This window comes from Pseudomonas sp. NFX71, from assembly GCF_048079215.1.
Taxonomy (GTDB): Bacteria; Pseudomonadota; Gammaproteobacteria; order Pseudomonadales; family Pseudomonadaceae; genus Aquipseudomonas; species Aquipseudomonas fluorescens_B.
In genome coordinates this window covers 4,191,334-4,203,975 of record NZ_CP182230.1, presented here as the reverse complement: position 1 = coordinate 4,203,975, position 12,642 = coordinate 4,191,334, and the positions used below count along the sequence as shown (strand labels likewise).

17 protein-coding genes and 1 tRNA gene are annotated in these 12,642 nt (G+C 55.8%); 4 read left to right on the top strand and 14 right to left on the bottom strand.

What is annotated here, in order from left to right:
• Positions 1 to 46 precede the first annotated feature (46 nt).
• Complete coding sequence (locus ACM1ZW_RS19530; RefSeq protein ID WP_416739060.1) at positions 47 to 268, top strand: hypothetical protein; 222 nt, start codon at positions 47 to 49, stop codon at positions 266 to 268.
• Positions 269 to 302: 34 nt separating this feature from the next.
• Here the strand turns inward: ACM1ZW_RS19530 and ACM1ZW_RS19525 are convergent, their stop codons facing one another.
• The 5 genes from ACM1ZW_RS19525 to ACM1ZW_RS19505 form a co-directional block, all read right to left on the bottom strand.
• Complete coding sequence (locus tag ACM1ZW_RS19525) at positions 303 to 545, bottom strand: hypothetical protein (RefSeq protein WP_416739059.1); 243 nt, start codon at positions 543 to 545, stop codon at positions 303 to 305.
• 129 nt (positions 546 to 674) lie between these two features.
• Positions 675 to 1,436 carry a DUF1828 domain-containing protein gene (locus ACM1ZW_RS19520; protein WP_017337683.1) on the bottom strand — a complete coding sequence of 254 codons (762 nt, stop codon included), beginning with the start codon at positions 1,434 to 1,436 and terminating at the stop codon, positions 675 to 677.
• Complete coding sequence (locus ACM1ZW_RS19515) at positions 1,433 to 1,942, bottom strand: hypothetical protein (RefSeq protein ID WP_017337682.1); 510 nt, start codon at positions 1,940 to 1,942, stop codon at positions 1,433 to 1,435. The genes ACM1ZW_RS19520 and ACM1ZW_RS19515 overlap by 4 nt, the downstream gene beginning before the upstream one ends.
• Before the next feature lie 67 nt (positions 1,943 to 2,009).
• Positions 2,010 to 2,264 carry a hypothetical protein gene (locus tag ACM1ZW_RS19510; RefSeq protein WP_416739058.1) on the bottom strand — a complete coding sequence of 85 codons (255 nt, stop codon included), beginning with the start codon at positions 2,262 to 2,264 and terminating at the stop codon, positions 2,010 to 2,012.
• Between the two features lie 274 nt (positions 2,265 to 2,538).
• A complete protein-coding gene (locus ACM1ZW_RS19505) occupies positions 2,539 to 2,739 on the bottom strand; it encodes a hypothetical protein (protein WP_416739057.1) in 201 nt (66 codons plus the stop codon).
• 591 nt (positions 2,740 to 3,330) lie between these two features.
• Here ACM1ZW_RS19505 and ACM1ZW_RS19500 point away from each other — a divergent pair.
• Genes ACM1ZW_RS19500 through ACM1ZW_RS19490 form a run of 3 tightly spaced genes read left to right on the top strand, consistent with a single transcriptional unit; the run spans position 3,331 to position 5,041 of the window.
• Positions 3,331 to 3,720: a hypothetical protein gene (locus ACM1ZW_RS19500; RefSeq protein WP_416739056.1), complete on the top strand. Its 390-nt coding sequence runs from the start codon at positions 3,331 to 3,333 to the stop codon at positions 3,718 to 3,720.
• The gene (locus ACM1ZW_RS19495; RefSeq protein ID WP_223538687.1) at positions 3,717 to 3,929 is read left to right on the top strand and encodes a hypothetical protein; all 213 of its coding nucleotides are present in this window, start codon (positions 3,717 to 3,719) and stop codon (positions 3,927 to 3,929) included. The genes ACM1ZW_RS19500 and ACM1ZW_RS19495 overlap by 4 nt, the downstream gene beginning before the upstream one ends.
• Positions 3,929 to 5,041: a phage integrase Arm DNA-binding domain-containing protein gene (locus tag ACM1ZW_RS19490; protein WP_416739055.1), complete on the top strand. Its 1,113-nt coding sequence runs from the start codon at positions 3,929 to 3,931 to the stop codon at positions 5,039 to 5,041. Before ACM1ZW_RS19495 ends, ACM1ZW_RS19490 begins: the two co-directional genes overlap by 1 nt.
• A gap of 89 nt (positions 5,042 to 5,130) precedes the next feature.
• Here ACM1ZW_RS19490 and ACM1ZW_RS19485 read toward each other — a convergent pair.
• The 9 genes from ACM1ZW_RS19485 to thrS all read right to left on the bottom strand — a co-directional run bounded on the left by ACM1ZW_RS19485 (position 5,131) and on the right by thrS (position 12,587).
• Positions 5,131 to 5,207: transfer RNA gene (locus ACM1ZW_RS19485), tRNA-Pro, on the bottom strand.
• A gap of 89 nt (positions 5,208 to 5,296) precedes the next feature.
• Complete coding sequence (locus ACM1ZW_RS19480) at positions 5,297 to 5,653, bottom strand: MerR family transcriptional regulator (RefSeq protein WP_003179985.1); 357 nt, start codon at positions 5,651 to 5,653, stop codon at positions 5,297 to 5,299.
• Positions 5,634 to 5,936, bottom strand: a complete 303-nt coding sequence (gene ihfA, locus ACM1ZW_RS19475; RefSeq protein ID WP_002553164.1) for an integration host factor subunit alpha — start codon at positions 5,934 to 5,936, stop codon at positions 5,634 to 5,636. The genes ACM1ZW_RS19480 and ihfA overlap by 20 nt, the downstream gene beginning before the upstream one ends.
• A gap of 3 nt (positions 5,937 to 5,939) precedes the next feature.
• A complete protein-coding gene (pheT, locus tag ACM1ZW_RS19470) occupies positions 5,940 to 8,321 on the bottom strand; it encodes a phenylalanine--tRNA ligase subunit beta (RefSeq protein ID WP_414884592.1) in 2,382 nt (793 codons plus the stop codon).
• A gap of 26 nt (positions 8,322 to 8,347) precedes the next feature.
• Positions 8,348 to 9,364, bottom strand: a complete 1,017-nt coding sequence (gene pheS / locus ACM1ZW_RS19465) for a phenylalanine--tRNA ligase subunit alpha (RefSeq protein ID WP_017337673.1) — start codon at positions 9,362 to 9,364, stop codon at positions 8,348 to 8,350.
• A 109-nt stretch (positions 9,365 to 9,473) separates the two neighbouring features.
• A complete protein-coding gene (rplT, locus tag ACM1ZW_RS19460; RefSeq protein ID WP_007905879.1) occupies positions 9,474 to 9,830 on the bottom strand; it encodes a 50S ribosomal protein L20 in 357 nt (118 codons plus the stop codon).
• Between the two features lie 28 nt (positions 9,831 to 9,858).
• Positions 9,859 to 10,053, bottom strand: a complete 195-nt coding sequence (gene rpmI, locus ACM1ZW_RS19455; RefSeq protein ID WP_002553160.1) for a 50S ribosomal protein L35 — start codon at positions 10,051 to 10,053, stop codon at positions 9,859 to 9,861.
• Positions 10,054 to 10,113: 60 nt separating this feature from the next.
• Complete coding sequence (gene infC, locus ACM1ZW_RS19450) at positions 10,114 to 10,665, bottom strand: translation initiation factor IF-3 (protein ID WP_172435341.1); 552 nt, start codon at positions 10,663 to 10,665, stop codon at positions 10,114 to 10,116.
• Positions 10,665 to 12,587, bottom strand: coding sequence for a threonine--tRNA ligase (thrS, locus tag ACM1ZW_RS19445; protein WP_008023971.1), 1,923 nt, complete (start codon positions 12,585 to 12,587; stop codon positions 10,665 to 10,667). Before thrS ends, infC begins: the two co-directional genes overlap by 1 nt.
• Positions 12,588 to 12,642 lie beyond the last annotated feature (55 nt).

The window sequence follows — 12,642 nt, the reverse complement described above, 5'->3', positions numbered from 1 at the left end:
TCTAAGGCATGGTGGTCTCTACCGAAAAACTCCTCGGAGAAGGGCCATGTACGATGACGCGAAAGCGAACGCGCTTCACGCTTGGTATGAGTTACTGACGAACCCCGAAGATCGGATGAATGCGCAGGAGCAATACGAAGAACTACTTCGGCTTGCTGACTATTTTCGGGAGAAAGAAATTATTGACCCAGAAGAACGCAAGACCTTGATAGAGGTGGCGACGGCAACATATGCGCGCGCCGTCGAAGACGCGATCTGTGGGGTGTAGAGCGTGGTGGCTTAATGGCAACCGCAATGCTGTGTCAAAAATTGGAGGACTTCCGGGTGATCACCATCTCTTCCAGGATCTCCCGAACGAGTCTGTTGATTCCCGCTTCTCCGTGATACTGAAGCCGATTGATGTTGATGATCGTGAATTGGTGGGAATGTGGACCGATGATGTCGATGGAAAGGCCGCTATCCGGGTTAATCGTGCAGGAAATCGCGCAGTTAGGCAGTCGGCTTGCGAGGGCCGCCTCGATTTCCATTTTGCTTAGGGTGTCCATTCGCTTATCCGTAAACCAACGAGAAGGACCTAATCCTAGTAGCCGGGAGCGGGATGTAAATGGTGGCAGCCTGACACTGGTTGGACGGGGCTGAGTAGACAAAAAGCCCGGCGCTGAGCCGGGCTTTAATTAAGCGGCTTTTAGTGCCTCAATCAGGCTTGCATCGCTCTTATAAATGATGATTGAAGCTGTCTGCGCAAGAGCTATGGTGGCCTGCTGAACGGTGTCGGGGTCTCCGTCTTGCATCACAACAATACGACGGGTTTTGTCCCCGGAGTTTTTCAGATCACCCATTTTTCCTATGGCGCCATACACCGACCCCCAACTTGGCTTGCCGCTTTTCCCAGACGAAATCGTTTGTATTATCCGCTGCTGCGGCGTCCCTGGATCAATAACGAACGGGAATACAAGTTGGTGCCCGCTCGCCCCCACCAACGCAAAGCTTCGCTTGAACCTCTTGCTGAATCCTGTGGTCAGCGCTCTTCCGACTGTCTTCTCAAATTTAGATACAGGAATAATTAGCTGGTCATCGCAAGCATTCCCTATCCGGGAGGCGGCTTCGATAAAACGTGCGATGTAAAATCCTGCCTGACCCTCGGGACACGTTGTGTACAACTCGCCGTTATCCGAAAGCGAGATTCCGCTTTCTTGAGCGATAGCGCTAAAACGTTTTGCTCGCTTGGCGTTTGGCGTCATGCCATGAGTCATAGCTGTAAACAGAATGTCAGCGTTATCAGAAATGCGCACCAGCCCCCGCCCAATGTCTTGGACAAAGGCGCCGATCAACAGGCCGTCAAACGCAAGCGTCAGCGGAGACTGGACATAGGTAAGTCCTTCTCTGATCGAGCTGCATTGAAAGCCAAGCTGAGTGCTGATCTGGGCACAGTTCATAGGAGGTCCATCTGGCTGTCTTTCTGTGGAAAATTGAACGGTGGGGCGTTGTTGATATTGGCACGGTCTAGGAACACCTGCCATAAATCTTCGATAGACGTACGCTTCAGTGGCTCAGCGTAGCCAGCAGATGACTCGGCGGTAGGGACATGGAGATGAGGATGGTCGGCAATCTGCTGATAAAAAGAGTGGCCCTTGCCGACGGTATTGGCATGCTGCGAAGGGCCGTTTTCATCTAGGGCAAGAATCCTCGCGCTATTGACGATCAGCGCAATGGAAACCTTGTCAGGTATGCCGTCAATCATGCTTTTCTTGTGGAAGATGTCTACAAAGTAGCCTTCCTGTATGACCCCGTTAATGGATATGTTTGCACGACATTTATGATGGTCAGGAAAGCCCTCGGGACCTTTGACTATCCATTTCAGGCTGCCGCCGCCGGACCACTCTTTGCCGAGGGCAATAGCGTGAATCGCGTCGGCGTACGGTATTTGCCCAGGCTTAGCCATGCTTCCAAGTCCATTTGTTATTGCGTCTAGCGCGCGTTGAAAAAATATAAAAACCCTGACGAACCACCTACTCAGCCTTTCCCCGAACAATCCTTCCCGCCTTCACCTCATCGGCGTGGCGGCGAACCTTTTCCTGTTCCGCTGTAAGCAGCGCGCACAACTTCGACAGATTGAGCGAGTCGAGAGGAGCCTTGGTGCGACTGGCCAGGTCGCTCAGCTCAATGATCGACCACCGGATTACCGAGGCCAGGTCCTCCAAGTCGTAGAACAACTCCTGCTGGGCTGTTCTGGGACCATCGAGTCCTTGTATTAGATCTGTCATTTATATGAATTTCCTAATTATCGCACCGGCTGATCTCGTCGGCGTAAGCAGTCAGCCTGCCATTGCGATTCTCAGCGCTACCGCTGCCTCAAGAAGCCTGTGCGCTTGGATTGATACGGCCGAAGCCAAGTCATCATTCCCATCGTCTCGAAGCGTTGCAGCCAGATCGAGAAGCTTTCCCACCTCGATCTCAACGACTCGAACGGATTCGGTTATCTGGTATTGAAGAGAGTGCGCCATGCCATCAACTCTCGTTCCAGATCCATAACGGTCTTCAATGAAGAACCCTGCGACTTTCGCCAATCCTGATCCGATCAAGCGCCCGGTTTAACGCATCTAAGGCATCAAGGAGAGCTTTCGCCTCGATCTCTCGACCATCTCCCCAAAGGCGTTCAGCCATTTTGTTCAGGGCTTGGATGGAGCGCTCAATATCAGCAGCAGTCGCTGCTTTGCTTTCCTGACGTTTCTTTGGCATTGATCAACCCTTCTTCAGGGCATTGCTTCATCAGCTTCAGCGCGAATACATCGCCCACCGGGACACATGCCGCTATTGAACCTTGGTGAAGCTGTTGCCGCCGTCCGAACCCAGAACAAGGCGTCCCCCTCTCGTCCGTACAGCTTGCTAACGCCGGAAATTTATCACCATTGAATCGCCACTACGAGCAGTACCGCGTTGCACCTGCCGCTCTGTCACCGCATAGTCAAATATCATTTAGCAATTTGTATTGACTGCTTATTTAGCGTTTGCTATTTTCGCATCAATTCTCCTTTGCCTCATGGCAAACCTAAAGCCTTCACCAAATGGTGCGAATGCCAACAATGCGGCGGGCCTTTGCTCGTCCTGGAGAAACTGAGTGGTTGGCAACCCTTAACACGAGAGGATGCACAGTGAGTACTCAAGCACAGACCCCAACTAGCGAATTCGCGGAGTTTGGCCAGCGCCTTATAGACCTAGGCATGGCGATGAAGCGCGACCAGACCACAGTGAGGGATCTACAAGAGCTAGCAAGGGCCTGCGGCATCAAGCTGCTAAACCTTCGTTCAGTGCCTGGCGCAGAGGTGCGTAATGGCTAAAACGATCCTGCAAATCCATCAAGGAAGCGTCCACTTCTACTTGAACACGGAGAGCTCGTCGCCCAACACCGGGCACAGGAACCGCTACCGGCTGTTCAAGACTGAAAACTATGGCCGCGACAAGTCGGGCTGGATTCAGGTTGGTTCGATGGCAGGCCAAGACCTGAAAGCTATTGAGGGGGAACAGGCACTGTTTAAGGCCTGCGAGAAACTCTTCGCCAGCAAGAAACCCCACCGATACGAACACCACGGAGCAATACGCGGCAAGCCAGGAAGGTGGGAGGGAGAGGCATTCCCTACTCGTCAAAGCCAACCGTCCATAGCGAAACACGACACCGGCGAAATGAATCAGCATCAGAGATCAACCCGAGGCATCCAATGAAGCGAGAACTGATCAAGATCAGCGAGTTTCAGCGTCGGCGCTGGGGCGAAAACGGAACCCCTCCCTGCCCCCAAGCGATACGCAATCACATCCGCAACGGTATGGTGCCCGGCGAGCAGATCGGAAAACTCTGGTACGTTGACTGGACGGCATTCAACCGATCGGACGGAAACGACTTGGTGGCGATGGTATTGAAAGGAGCTGCGTGATGGTCCCTCGGCCGCGGAATAAGGCGAATAAGAACCTCCCGCAGAATCTGTACTTCGATGCGCGACGCTCGACATATCGCTACCGGCGTCCGACCGACGGCAAGTGGTTCCCGTTCGGCGCTGATCGCATTAAGGCAATCGACGCGGCCAAGCAATTGAATCTGGAGTTCATGCGCGGTGCCGACTTGGTCGGATCCGTGATGTCCGTATCATCGGAGTCGTTCGCGGGCTTCCTCGACACTTATGAAAAAGACGTCCTGCCACCGCGCGAGCTGGCCAAAGGCACGCTTAGCTTGTACGCGGTGCACTTCCGTCGTTTCCGTAAACAATTCGAGGGCAAGGCTGTCGACCAGATTACGATCCGCATGGTCGCCGAAATGCTGGATGCACTTACGCCGCGCACGGCGAACCAGTGCCGTGCGCTGCTGACAGACATATTCAACCACGCCGCTTCCAAAGGACTTTGCGCAGACAACCCGGCGGCGAGCACGATCAACCGCATCGAGAAGAAACTGCGCAAGCGTCACACCGTCGAGGGGCTGAAGGCCATCAGGGTGAAGTCGCCAGCCTGGCTGCAGAACGCGATCGACTTGGCGTTGATCACCGCGCAGCGCCGGACAGACATCCTCGACATGAGGTTCGACGGCGTCCGAGAGGGGTACTTGTACGTGGTGCAGAAGAAAACAGCCAAAGTCAGTGACGCCGCATGGATTCGATTTCAGGTGACGCCGGAACTCCAGGCAGTCATCAGTCGGTGCCGTGACGATGTTGTCTCGCCATACCTGGTGCACCGCAAGCCCGATCGCCTGAAACAGAAACAGGCGCAGACCAAGGACCACTGGACGAAGGTTGAGGAAAGGTATTTGACTCGAGCGTTCAAGGACGCCCGGGAGGCGGCGGAATGCTACAAGGGATGGAAGGAAGAGGAGATGCCGGGCTTCCACGAAGTACGGGCGCTGTCACTGCACCTGTACAAGAAAGCCGGAAAGGATGGGCAGAAGATCGCTGGACATGCGAGCGAAGGCATGACCAAAAACTACCAGCGGGACCACGAAGAAATCGTCTGGTCCGAGGCAATTCCGGACCTGAATATCAGCGAAATCACCGGGTAGTTTTGCGCAAGTTTTGCGCGGGTTTTGCGCAGGCACAAAAAAGCCGATCTAACTGATCGGCTTAAGTGTCTGATTTCACTCAGTAAATATGGTCGGGACGGAGTGATTCGAACACTCGACCCCTAGCACCCCATGCTAGTGCGCTACCGGACTGCGCTACGCCCCGACTAGGCGTGAAACCCGTTCTTCATCTCGAAGGACGGTCAAGAATATATCGCAAGCGTTTGAAAACTGGAAGTATTCAAACGCATGAATTTATTTCTTGAGGACCACCAGCACATCTTCCAGTTCGGCAATCATCTGCCGAATCATCTGCTTGTATTGAGTGGTGTCGTCTTTGGCTTCATCGCCGGACAAACGCAAGCGCGCGCCGCCGATGGTGAACCCTTGATCGTAAAGAAGCGCGCGGATCTGCCGGATCATCAGCACGTCCTGTCGCTGATAATACCGGCGGTTTCCGCGTCGTTTGACGGGGTTGAGTTGAGGAAACTCCTGCTCCCAATAGCGCAGCACATGCGGTTTTACCGCACACAGCTCGCTGACTTCACCAATGGTGAAGTAGCGTTTGCCTGGGATGACGGGTAGCTCGTCGTTATGACTTGGTTCCAGCATAAGCCTCAACTCGGGCCTTCAACTTCTGCCCTGGACGAAAGGTGACCACACGGCGAGCCGTGATTGGGATTTCTTCACCCGTTTTCGGATTGCGGCCGGGCCGCTGGCGTTTGTCCCGAAGGTCGAAATTGCCGAAACCGGACAATTTGACTTGTTCGTTGTCTTCAAGAGCGTGCCTGATTTCTTCAAAAAACAGTTCGACCAATTCCTTGGCCTCCCGTTTGTTCAGGCCCAGCTCTTCATACAGACGTTCCGCCATTTCAGCTTTCGTCAGAGCCCCCATACGTCACTTCCTTAACGTGGCGTTCAACCTTTGTTCGAGCGAGGTGAGGATGTTTTGCGTCGCGGTATTCACCTCATCGTCATTAAGAGTGCGCGATGGATGCTGCCAGGTCAAGCCGACTGCAAGGCTTTTTCTATCAGGATCAATGCCTTTACCCTGATATACGTCAAATAGCCTGAGGTCCGTCAGCCATTCCCCTGCATTTTCACGGATTACGTCCAGTACAGCGCTAGCCGCGACGCCTTTTTCGGCAATCAACGCGAGATCACGACGCACTTCAGGAAAGCGCGATAACTCCTGGAATTTAGGCATTTTGCCCAACGCCACTTCAGCCAGAACCAGCTCGAAAACGAAGACCGGACGATCGAGACCGAGGGCTTTCGACAATTCAGGGTGAATCGCACCCACGAAACCTACCAGCCGACCTTCGCGTTCGATGCGCGCGGTTTGACCCGGGTGCAGCGCTGGGTGCTTGCCCGGCACAAACGTGAACGAGTCCAGCGCACCGGCGAAGCCCAGTACCGCTTCCACGTCAGCCTTGACGTCGAAGAAATCCACGACATCGCGACCTTGCGCCCAGCCTTCCGGCAGACGGCTGCCGCACACCACGCCAGCCAGCATCGGCTCTTGCTTCAAACCTTCCAGCTGACCGACGAAACGCAGGCCGCTTTCGAACAGACGGACGCGATCCTGTTGACGATTCAGGTTGTGCTGAAGCGCCTTGACCAGACCTGGCCACAGGGACGAGCGCATGGCCGCCATGTCGTTGGAAATCGGGTTGGCCAGCAGCAGCGGCTCGACACCCGGATTAAACAACTCGAATTGTTTCGGATCGATGAAGCTGTAGGTGATCGCTTCCTGATAACCACGGGCTACCAGCAGACGACGCAGCTCAGGCAGGTCGCTACGCGCTTCAGCCTTGGCTTGCGGCGCCAGACGGGCTTGCGGGTAACGAACCGGCAGACGGTTGTAGCCGTACAGACGGGCCAGCTCTTCGATCAGGTCAACTTCGAGGCTGATATCGAAGCGATGGCTTGGCACTTCAACGCGCCACTGCCCTGCCCCGTCCGCCGAAACGGTGAGGCCCAAGCCGTTGAGCAAACGCTCGACTTCGGCCGGTTCCATTTCCATGCCCAGCATCTGGGTGATGCGCTGGGCACGCAGGGTGACCGGTGCGATCTTCGGCAGATGCTGTTCGCTGACGGTTTCGATGATCGGACCGGCTTCGCCACCGGTGATTTCCAGCAGCAGGCCAGTGGCGCGCTCCATGGCTTCACGGGCCAGTTGCCAGTCCACGCCACGCTCGTAGCGGTGCGAAGCGTCGGTGTGCAGGCCATAGGAACGGGCCTTGCCAGCGACAGCGATCTGATCGAAGAACGCGCTTTCGAGGAAGATGTCGCGAGTGGTCGCGGTGTTGACGCCGCTGTGCTCGCCACCCATGACGCCGGCGATAGCCAATGCACGGGTGTGGTCGGCGATCACCAGCGTATCGCTACGCAGGCTGACTTCCTGACCGTCGAGCAATACCAGCTTCTCGCCTTCTTCGGCCATGCGCACACGGATGCCGCCATTGATTTCGGCGAGGTCGAACGCGTGCAGCGGTTGACCCAGCTCCAGCATCACGTAATTGGTGATGTCGACGGCAGCGTCGATGCTGCGCACATCGCCACGACGCAGACGCTCGACCATCCACAGAGGCGTAGGTTTGGACAGGTCTACGTTACGGATCACACGCCCCAGGTAACGCGGGCAAGCGGCTGGCGCGAGCACTTCAACCGAACGCACTTCGTCGTGCACGGCTGGAACGGTGGCGATGACCGGGCGGGTGACTTCAGCGGCGTACAGCGCGCCAACTTCACGGGCCAGACCCGCCAGGGACAGGCAATCGCCGCGGTTCGGGGTCAGGTCGACCTCGATGCTGGCGTCGTCCAGGCTCAGGTATTCACGGATGTCCTGGCCCACCGGCGCATCGGCCGGCAATTCCATCAGGCCATCATTGCCTTCGCCGATTTGCAGCTCGGCTTGCGAGCACAGCATGCCGTTGGACTCAACGCCACGCAGCTTGGCTTTCTTGATTTTGAAGTCGCCCGGCAGTTCGGCACCGATCATGGCGAACGGGATCTTCAGGCCCGGGCGCACGTTTGGCGCACCGCACACCACCTGGAAAGTCTCCGAGCCATTGCTGACCTGGCAAACACGCAACTTGTCAGCGTCCGGGTGCTGCTCGGTGCTCAACACCTCACCCACCACTACGCCAACGAATTCACCGGCGGCCGGCGTAACGCTATCGACCTCAAGACCGGCCATCGACAGACGAGCAACCAGCTCGTCGCGACTTACCTGCGGGCTTACCCAGCCACGCAGCCATTGTTCACTGAATTTCATCCTGCTCTCCTAAGAATTCGTTACGACTAGCGAAATTGCGCGAGGAACCGCAAGTCGTTGTCGAAGAACAGACGCAAGTCGTTCACGCCGTAACGCAGCATGGCCAGACGTTCAACGCCCATGCCGAAGGCAAAGCCCGAAAACTCTTCCGGGTCGATCCCGGACATGCGCAGCACGTTCGGGTGAACCATGCCGCAGCCCATGACTTCCAGCCAGCCAGTCTGCTTGCAGACACGGCAGCCTTTGCCGCTGCACATCACGCATTCCATGTCGACTTCAGCGGATGGCTCGGTGAACGGGAAGTACGAAGGACGGAAGCGCACGGCCAGTTCTTTTTCGAAGAACACACGCAGGAACTCTTCGATGGTGCCTTTCAGGTCAGCGAAGTTGATATCGCGATCGACCAGCAGGCCTTCGACCTGGTGAAACATCGGCGAGTGAGTGATATCGGAGTCGCTGCGATACACACGGCCTGGACAGACGATGCGGATCGGCGGCCGTTTCGATTCCATGGTGCGGACCTGTACCGGCGAGGTATGGGTGCGCAGCAACATGTTGGCATTGAAATAGAAGGTGTCATGCATCGACCGGGCCGGGTGATGGCCTGGGATGTTGAGCGCTTCGAAGTTGTGGTAATCGTCTTCGACCTCAGGGCCTTCGGCGATGCCGTAGCCAATATGGGTGAAGAACTGTTCGATACGTTCCAGAGTACGAGTAACCGGATGCAGGCCACCCGAGGTCTGGCCACGGCCAGGCAGGGTCACGTCAATGGACTCGGCAGACAGTTTGGCGGCCAGGTCGGCCTCTTCAAACAGTGCCTTGCGGGCATTGAGAACCTCTGTGACACGCTCCTTGGCAACGTTGATCAGCGCGCCGACTTGCGGACGCTCTTCTGCCGGCAAATTCCCCAGGGTCTTCATCACCTGAGTCAATTCACCCTTTTTGCCAAGGTAGTGAACCCGGATTTGCTCCAGGGCATTGATATCTTCAGCGCTTTGCACAGCCTCTAGTGCTTGAGAGACGAGCGCATCCAGGTTTTCCATGTACAGACTCCAGATACAAAATAGGGGAAGAGCTTGAAGGCTCTTCCCCTATTTATGACGTTTAACACCTGGCCCCACAGAGGTGAGGCCGGGTGACTGTCGGGGGTACTTAAGCCAAGGTGGCTTTAGCTTTCTCGACAATCGCAGCAAACGCCGCTTTTTCGTTCACTGCCAGATCAGCCAGAACCTTACGGTCGATCTCGATGGACGCTTTTTTCAGGCCGGCGATGAAACGGCTGTAGGACAGACCGTTGATACGTGCACCAGCGTTGATACGAGCGATCCACAGAGCGCGGAACTGACGTTTTTTCTGACGACGGTCACGGTAGGCGTATTGGCCTGCCTTGATTACCGCTTGCTTGGCAACACGGAATACGCGCGAGCGAGCGCCGTAGTAGCCTTTAGCAAGTTTCAGAATTTTTTTGTGACGTTTACGGGCAATGACGCCACGCTTTACACGAGCCATGAGTTACTTCCTCTATTCTTGACTAAAATTAACGAAGGCGCAGCATGCGCTCGACTTTTGCCACGTCAGACGGATGCAGCAAGCTGCTACCGCGCAGTTGACGCTTACGCTTGGTCGACATTTTAGTCAGGATGTGGCTCTTGAAAGCGTGCTTGTGCTTGATACCGTTAGCAGTTTTCAGAAACCGCTTAGCAGCACCACTTTTCGTTTTCATTTTTGGCATGTTCGGATACTCCGCATTCAGTTGATAAACATAATCAGAAGGCCTGCCGTGCCCTGATGATTACTTCTTCTTTTTCGGGGCGATGACCATGATCAGCTGGCGTCCTTCCATCTTAGGATGCTGTTCGACCGAACCGTACTCGAGCAAGTCACCTTCAACTCGCTTGAGGAGTTCCATCCCCAGCTCCTGGTGGGCCATCTCACGGCCGCGGAATCGCAAGGATACCTTGGCCCTGTCCCCATCACTCAGGAAACGTACCAGGTTGCGCAGTTTTACCTGGTAATCCCCTTCCTCCGTCCCTGGACGAAACTTGATTTCTTTAACCTGAATCTGCTTCTGGTTTTTCTTGGCCGCGGCAATCTGCTTCTTCTTCTCGAAGATCGATTTGCCGTAGTCCATCAGTTTGCAAACAGGGGGTACTGCATCGGCGGAAATTTCCACCAAATCCAGTTTGGCCTCTTCAGCCTTAAGAAGCGCGTCTTCAATTGACACAATCCCAAGCTGTTCACCTTCAGCCCCAATTAACCGAACCTCGCGTGCCGAGATATTCTCGTTGATCGGGGCTTTCGGTGCAGCTCGTTTATCTTGTCTCATTTCACGCTTAATAATAATTACTCCGAATCTGGGCGACCACGCCGGGAAACCGCTTGCGCGAGAAACTCAGCGAACTGGGCGACGGGCATCGAGCCCAGGTCAGCACCTTCACGAGTACGCACAGCGACAGTCTGCATCTCGACCTCCCGATCTCCGATAACCAAGAGATAGGGAACCTTGAGCAAAGTATGCTCGCGGATTTTAAAGCCGATCTTTTCATTTCTCAAGTCAGACTTGGCACGAAATCCGCTTTCGTTGAGAGTTTTTTCAACCTCGGCGGCAAAATCGGCCTGTTTGTCAGTGATGTTCATGATCACTGCCTGGGTCGGAGCCAGCCACGCAGGGAATGCACCCTCGTAGTGCTCGATCAGGATGCCGACGAAACGTTCGAAGGATCCGAGGATCGCCCGGTGCAACATGACCGGGTGCTTGCGACTGTTGTCTTCGGAGACGTATTCGGCTCCCAGACGGACAGGCAGGTTAAAATCGAGCTGCAGGGTACCACACTGCCAGACACGACCGAGGCAATCTTTCAGCGAGAACTCGATCTTCGGACCGTAGAACGCACCTTCGCCCGGCTGCAAATCGTACGGCAAGCCAGCGCTGTCAAGGGCTGCAGCCAGTGCAGCTTCGGCGCGATCCCACAGCTCGTCGGAACCGACACGTTTTTCCGGACGAGTGGACAGCTTCATCTCGACATCTTTGAAGCCGAAGTCGGCGTAGACATCCATGGTCAGCTTGATGAACGCGGCGGATTCGGCCTGCATCTGCTCTTCGGTGCAGAAGATGTGCGCGTCATCCTGAGTGAACGCCCGCACACGCATGATGCCGTGCAGCGCACCCGATGGCTCGTTACGGTGGCAGGCACCGAATTCGGCTAGGCGCATCGGCAACTCGCGGTAGCTTTTCAGGCCCTGATTGAACACTTGCACGTGGCAAGGGCAGTTCATCGGCTTGATGGCGTAGTCGCGGTTTTCCGACTGGGTGGTGAACATGTTGTCGGCGTAGTTGGCCCAGTGCCCGGATTTCTCCCACAGGCTGCGGTCAACGACTTGCGGAGTCTTGATCTCCAGGTAGCCGTTGTCGCGCTGAACCTTGCGCATGTACTGCTCGAGCACCTGGTACAACGTCCAGCCGTTCGGGTGCCAGAACACCATGCCCGGCGACTCTTCCTGGGTGTGGAACAGGCCCAGGCGCTTGCCGATCTTGCGGTGATCGCGCTTTTCAGCTTCTTCGATGCGCTGGATGTAAGCCGCCAGCTGCTTCTTGTCAGCCCACGCGGTGCCGTAAACGCGCTGCAATTGCTCGTTCTTGGCATCGCCGCGCCAGTAGGCGCCGGACAACTTGGTCAGTTTGAAGGATTTCAGGAAACGCGTGTTCGGCACGTGCGGACCGCGGCACATGTCGACGTATTCTTCGTGATAGTACAGGCCCATGGCCTGTTCGTTCGGCATGTCCTCGACCAGGCGCAGCTTGTAGTCTTCGCCGCGGGCCTTGAACACTTCGATCACTTCGGCGCGCGGAGTGACTTTCTTGATCACGTCGTAATCTTTTTCGATCAGCTGCTGCATGCGCTGTTCGATGGCAGCCAGGTCGTCCGGAGTGAAGGGACGTTCGAAGGCGATGTCGTAATAGAAACCTTCGTCGATGACCGGGCCGATGACCATTTTGGCCGTCGGGTACAGCTGCTTGACCGCGTGACCAACCAGGTGGGCGCAAGAGTGGCGAATGATCTCCAGCCCCTCTTCATCCTTTGGCGTAATGATTTGCAGCGTCGCGTCGGCGCTAATGATGTCACTGGCGTCGACCAGCTTGCCATCGACCTTGCCGGCCACGGTGGCCTTGGCCAGACCTGCACCAATGGATGCGGCGACCTCGGCTACGGAAACCGGGTGATCGAATGAACGTTGACTGCCGTCGGGAAGAGTAATAGTTGGCATGGCGCCTCCTCTCCTAGTGGTGACCCCTACCAAAGGTCACGTGGGTTGGGATGAG

What these genes read in the sequence shown, in the direction of transcription:
- ACM1ZW_RS19530 (WP_416739060.1), top strand. Translation starts at nt 47, where the DNA reads ATGTACGATGACGCGAAAGCGAACGCGCTTCACGCTTGGTATGAGTTA.
- ACM1ZW_RS19525 (WP_416739059.1), bottom strand. Translation starts at nt 545, where the DNA reads ATGGACACCCTAAGCAAAATGGAAATCGAGGCGGCCCTCGCAAGCCGA.
- ACM1ZW_RS19520 (WP_017337683.1), bottom strand. Translation starts at nt 1,436, where the DNA reads ATGAACTGTGCCCAGATCAGCACTCAGCTTGGCTTTCAATGCAGCTCG.
- ACM1ZW_RS19515 (WP_017337682.1), bottom strand. Translation starts at nt 1,942, where the DNA reads ATGGCTAAGCCTGGGCAAATACCGTACGCCGACGCGATTCACGCTATT.
- ACM1ZW_RS19510 (WP_416739058.1), bottom strand. Translation starts at nt 2,264, where the DNA reads ATGACAGATCTAATACAAGGACTCGATGGTCCCAGAACAGCCCAGCAG.
- ACM1ZW_RS19505 (WP_416739057.1), bottom strand. Translation starts at nt 2,739, where the DNA reads ATGCCAAAGAAACGTCAGGAAAGCAAAGCAGCGACTGCTGCTGATATT.
- ACM1ZW_RS19500 (WP_416739056.1), top strand. Translation starts at nt 3,331, where the DNA reads ATGGCTAAAACGATCCTGCAAATCCATCAAGGAAGCGTCCACTTCTAC.
- ACM1ZW_RS19495 (WP_223538687.1), top strand. Translation starts at nt 3,717, where the DNA reads ATGAAGCGAGAACTGATCAAGATCAGCGAGTTTCAGCGTCGGCGCTGG.
- ACM1ZW_RS19490 (WP_416739055.1), top strand. Translation starts at nt 3,929, where the DNA reads ATGGTCCCTCGGCCGCGGAATAAGGCGAATAAGAACCTCCCGCAGAAT.
- ACM1ZW_RS19480 (WP_003179985.1), bottom strand. Translation starts at nt 5,653, where the DNA reads ATGCTGGAACCAAGTCATAACGACGAGCTACCCGTCATCCCAGGCAAA.
- ihfA (WP_002553164.1), bottom strand. Translation starts at nt 5,936, where the DNA reads ATGGGGGCTCTGACGAAAGCTGAAATGGCGGAACGTCTGTATGAAGAG.
- pheT (WP_414884592.1), bottom strand. Translation starts at nt 8,321, where the DNA reads ATGAAATTCAGTGAACAATGGCTGCGTGGCTGGGTAAGCCCGCAGGTA.
- pheS (WP_017337673.1), bottom strand. Translation starts at nt 9,364, where the DNA reads ATGGAAAACCTGGATGCGCTCGTCTCTCAAGCACTAGAGGCTGTGCAA.
- rplT (WP_007905879.1), bottom strand. Translation starts at nt 9,830, where the DNA reads ATGGCTCGTGTAAAGCGTGGCGTCATTGCCCGTAAACGTCACAAAAAA.
- rpmI (WP_002553160.1), bottom strand. Translation starts at nt 10,053, where the DNA reads ATGCCAAAAATGAAAACGAAAAGTGGTGCTGCTAAGCGGTTTCTGAAA.
- thrS (WP_008023971.1), bottom strand. Translation starts at nt 12,587, where the DNA reads ATGCCAACTATTACTCTTCCCGACGGCAGTCAACGTTCATTCGATCAC.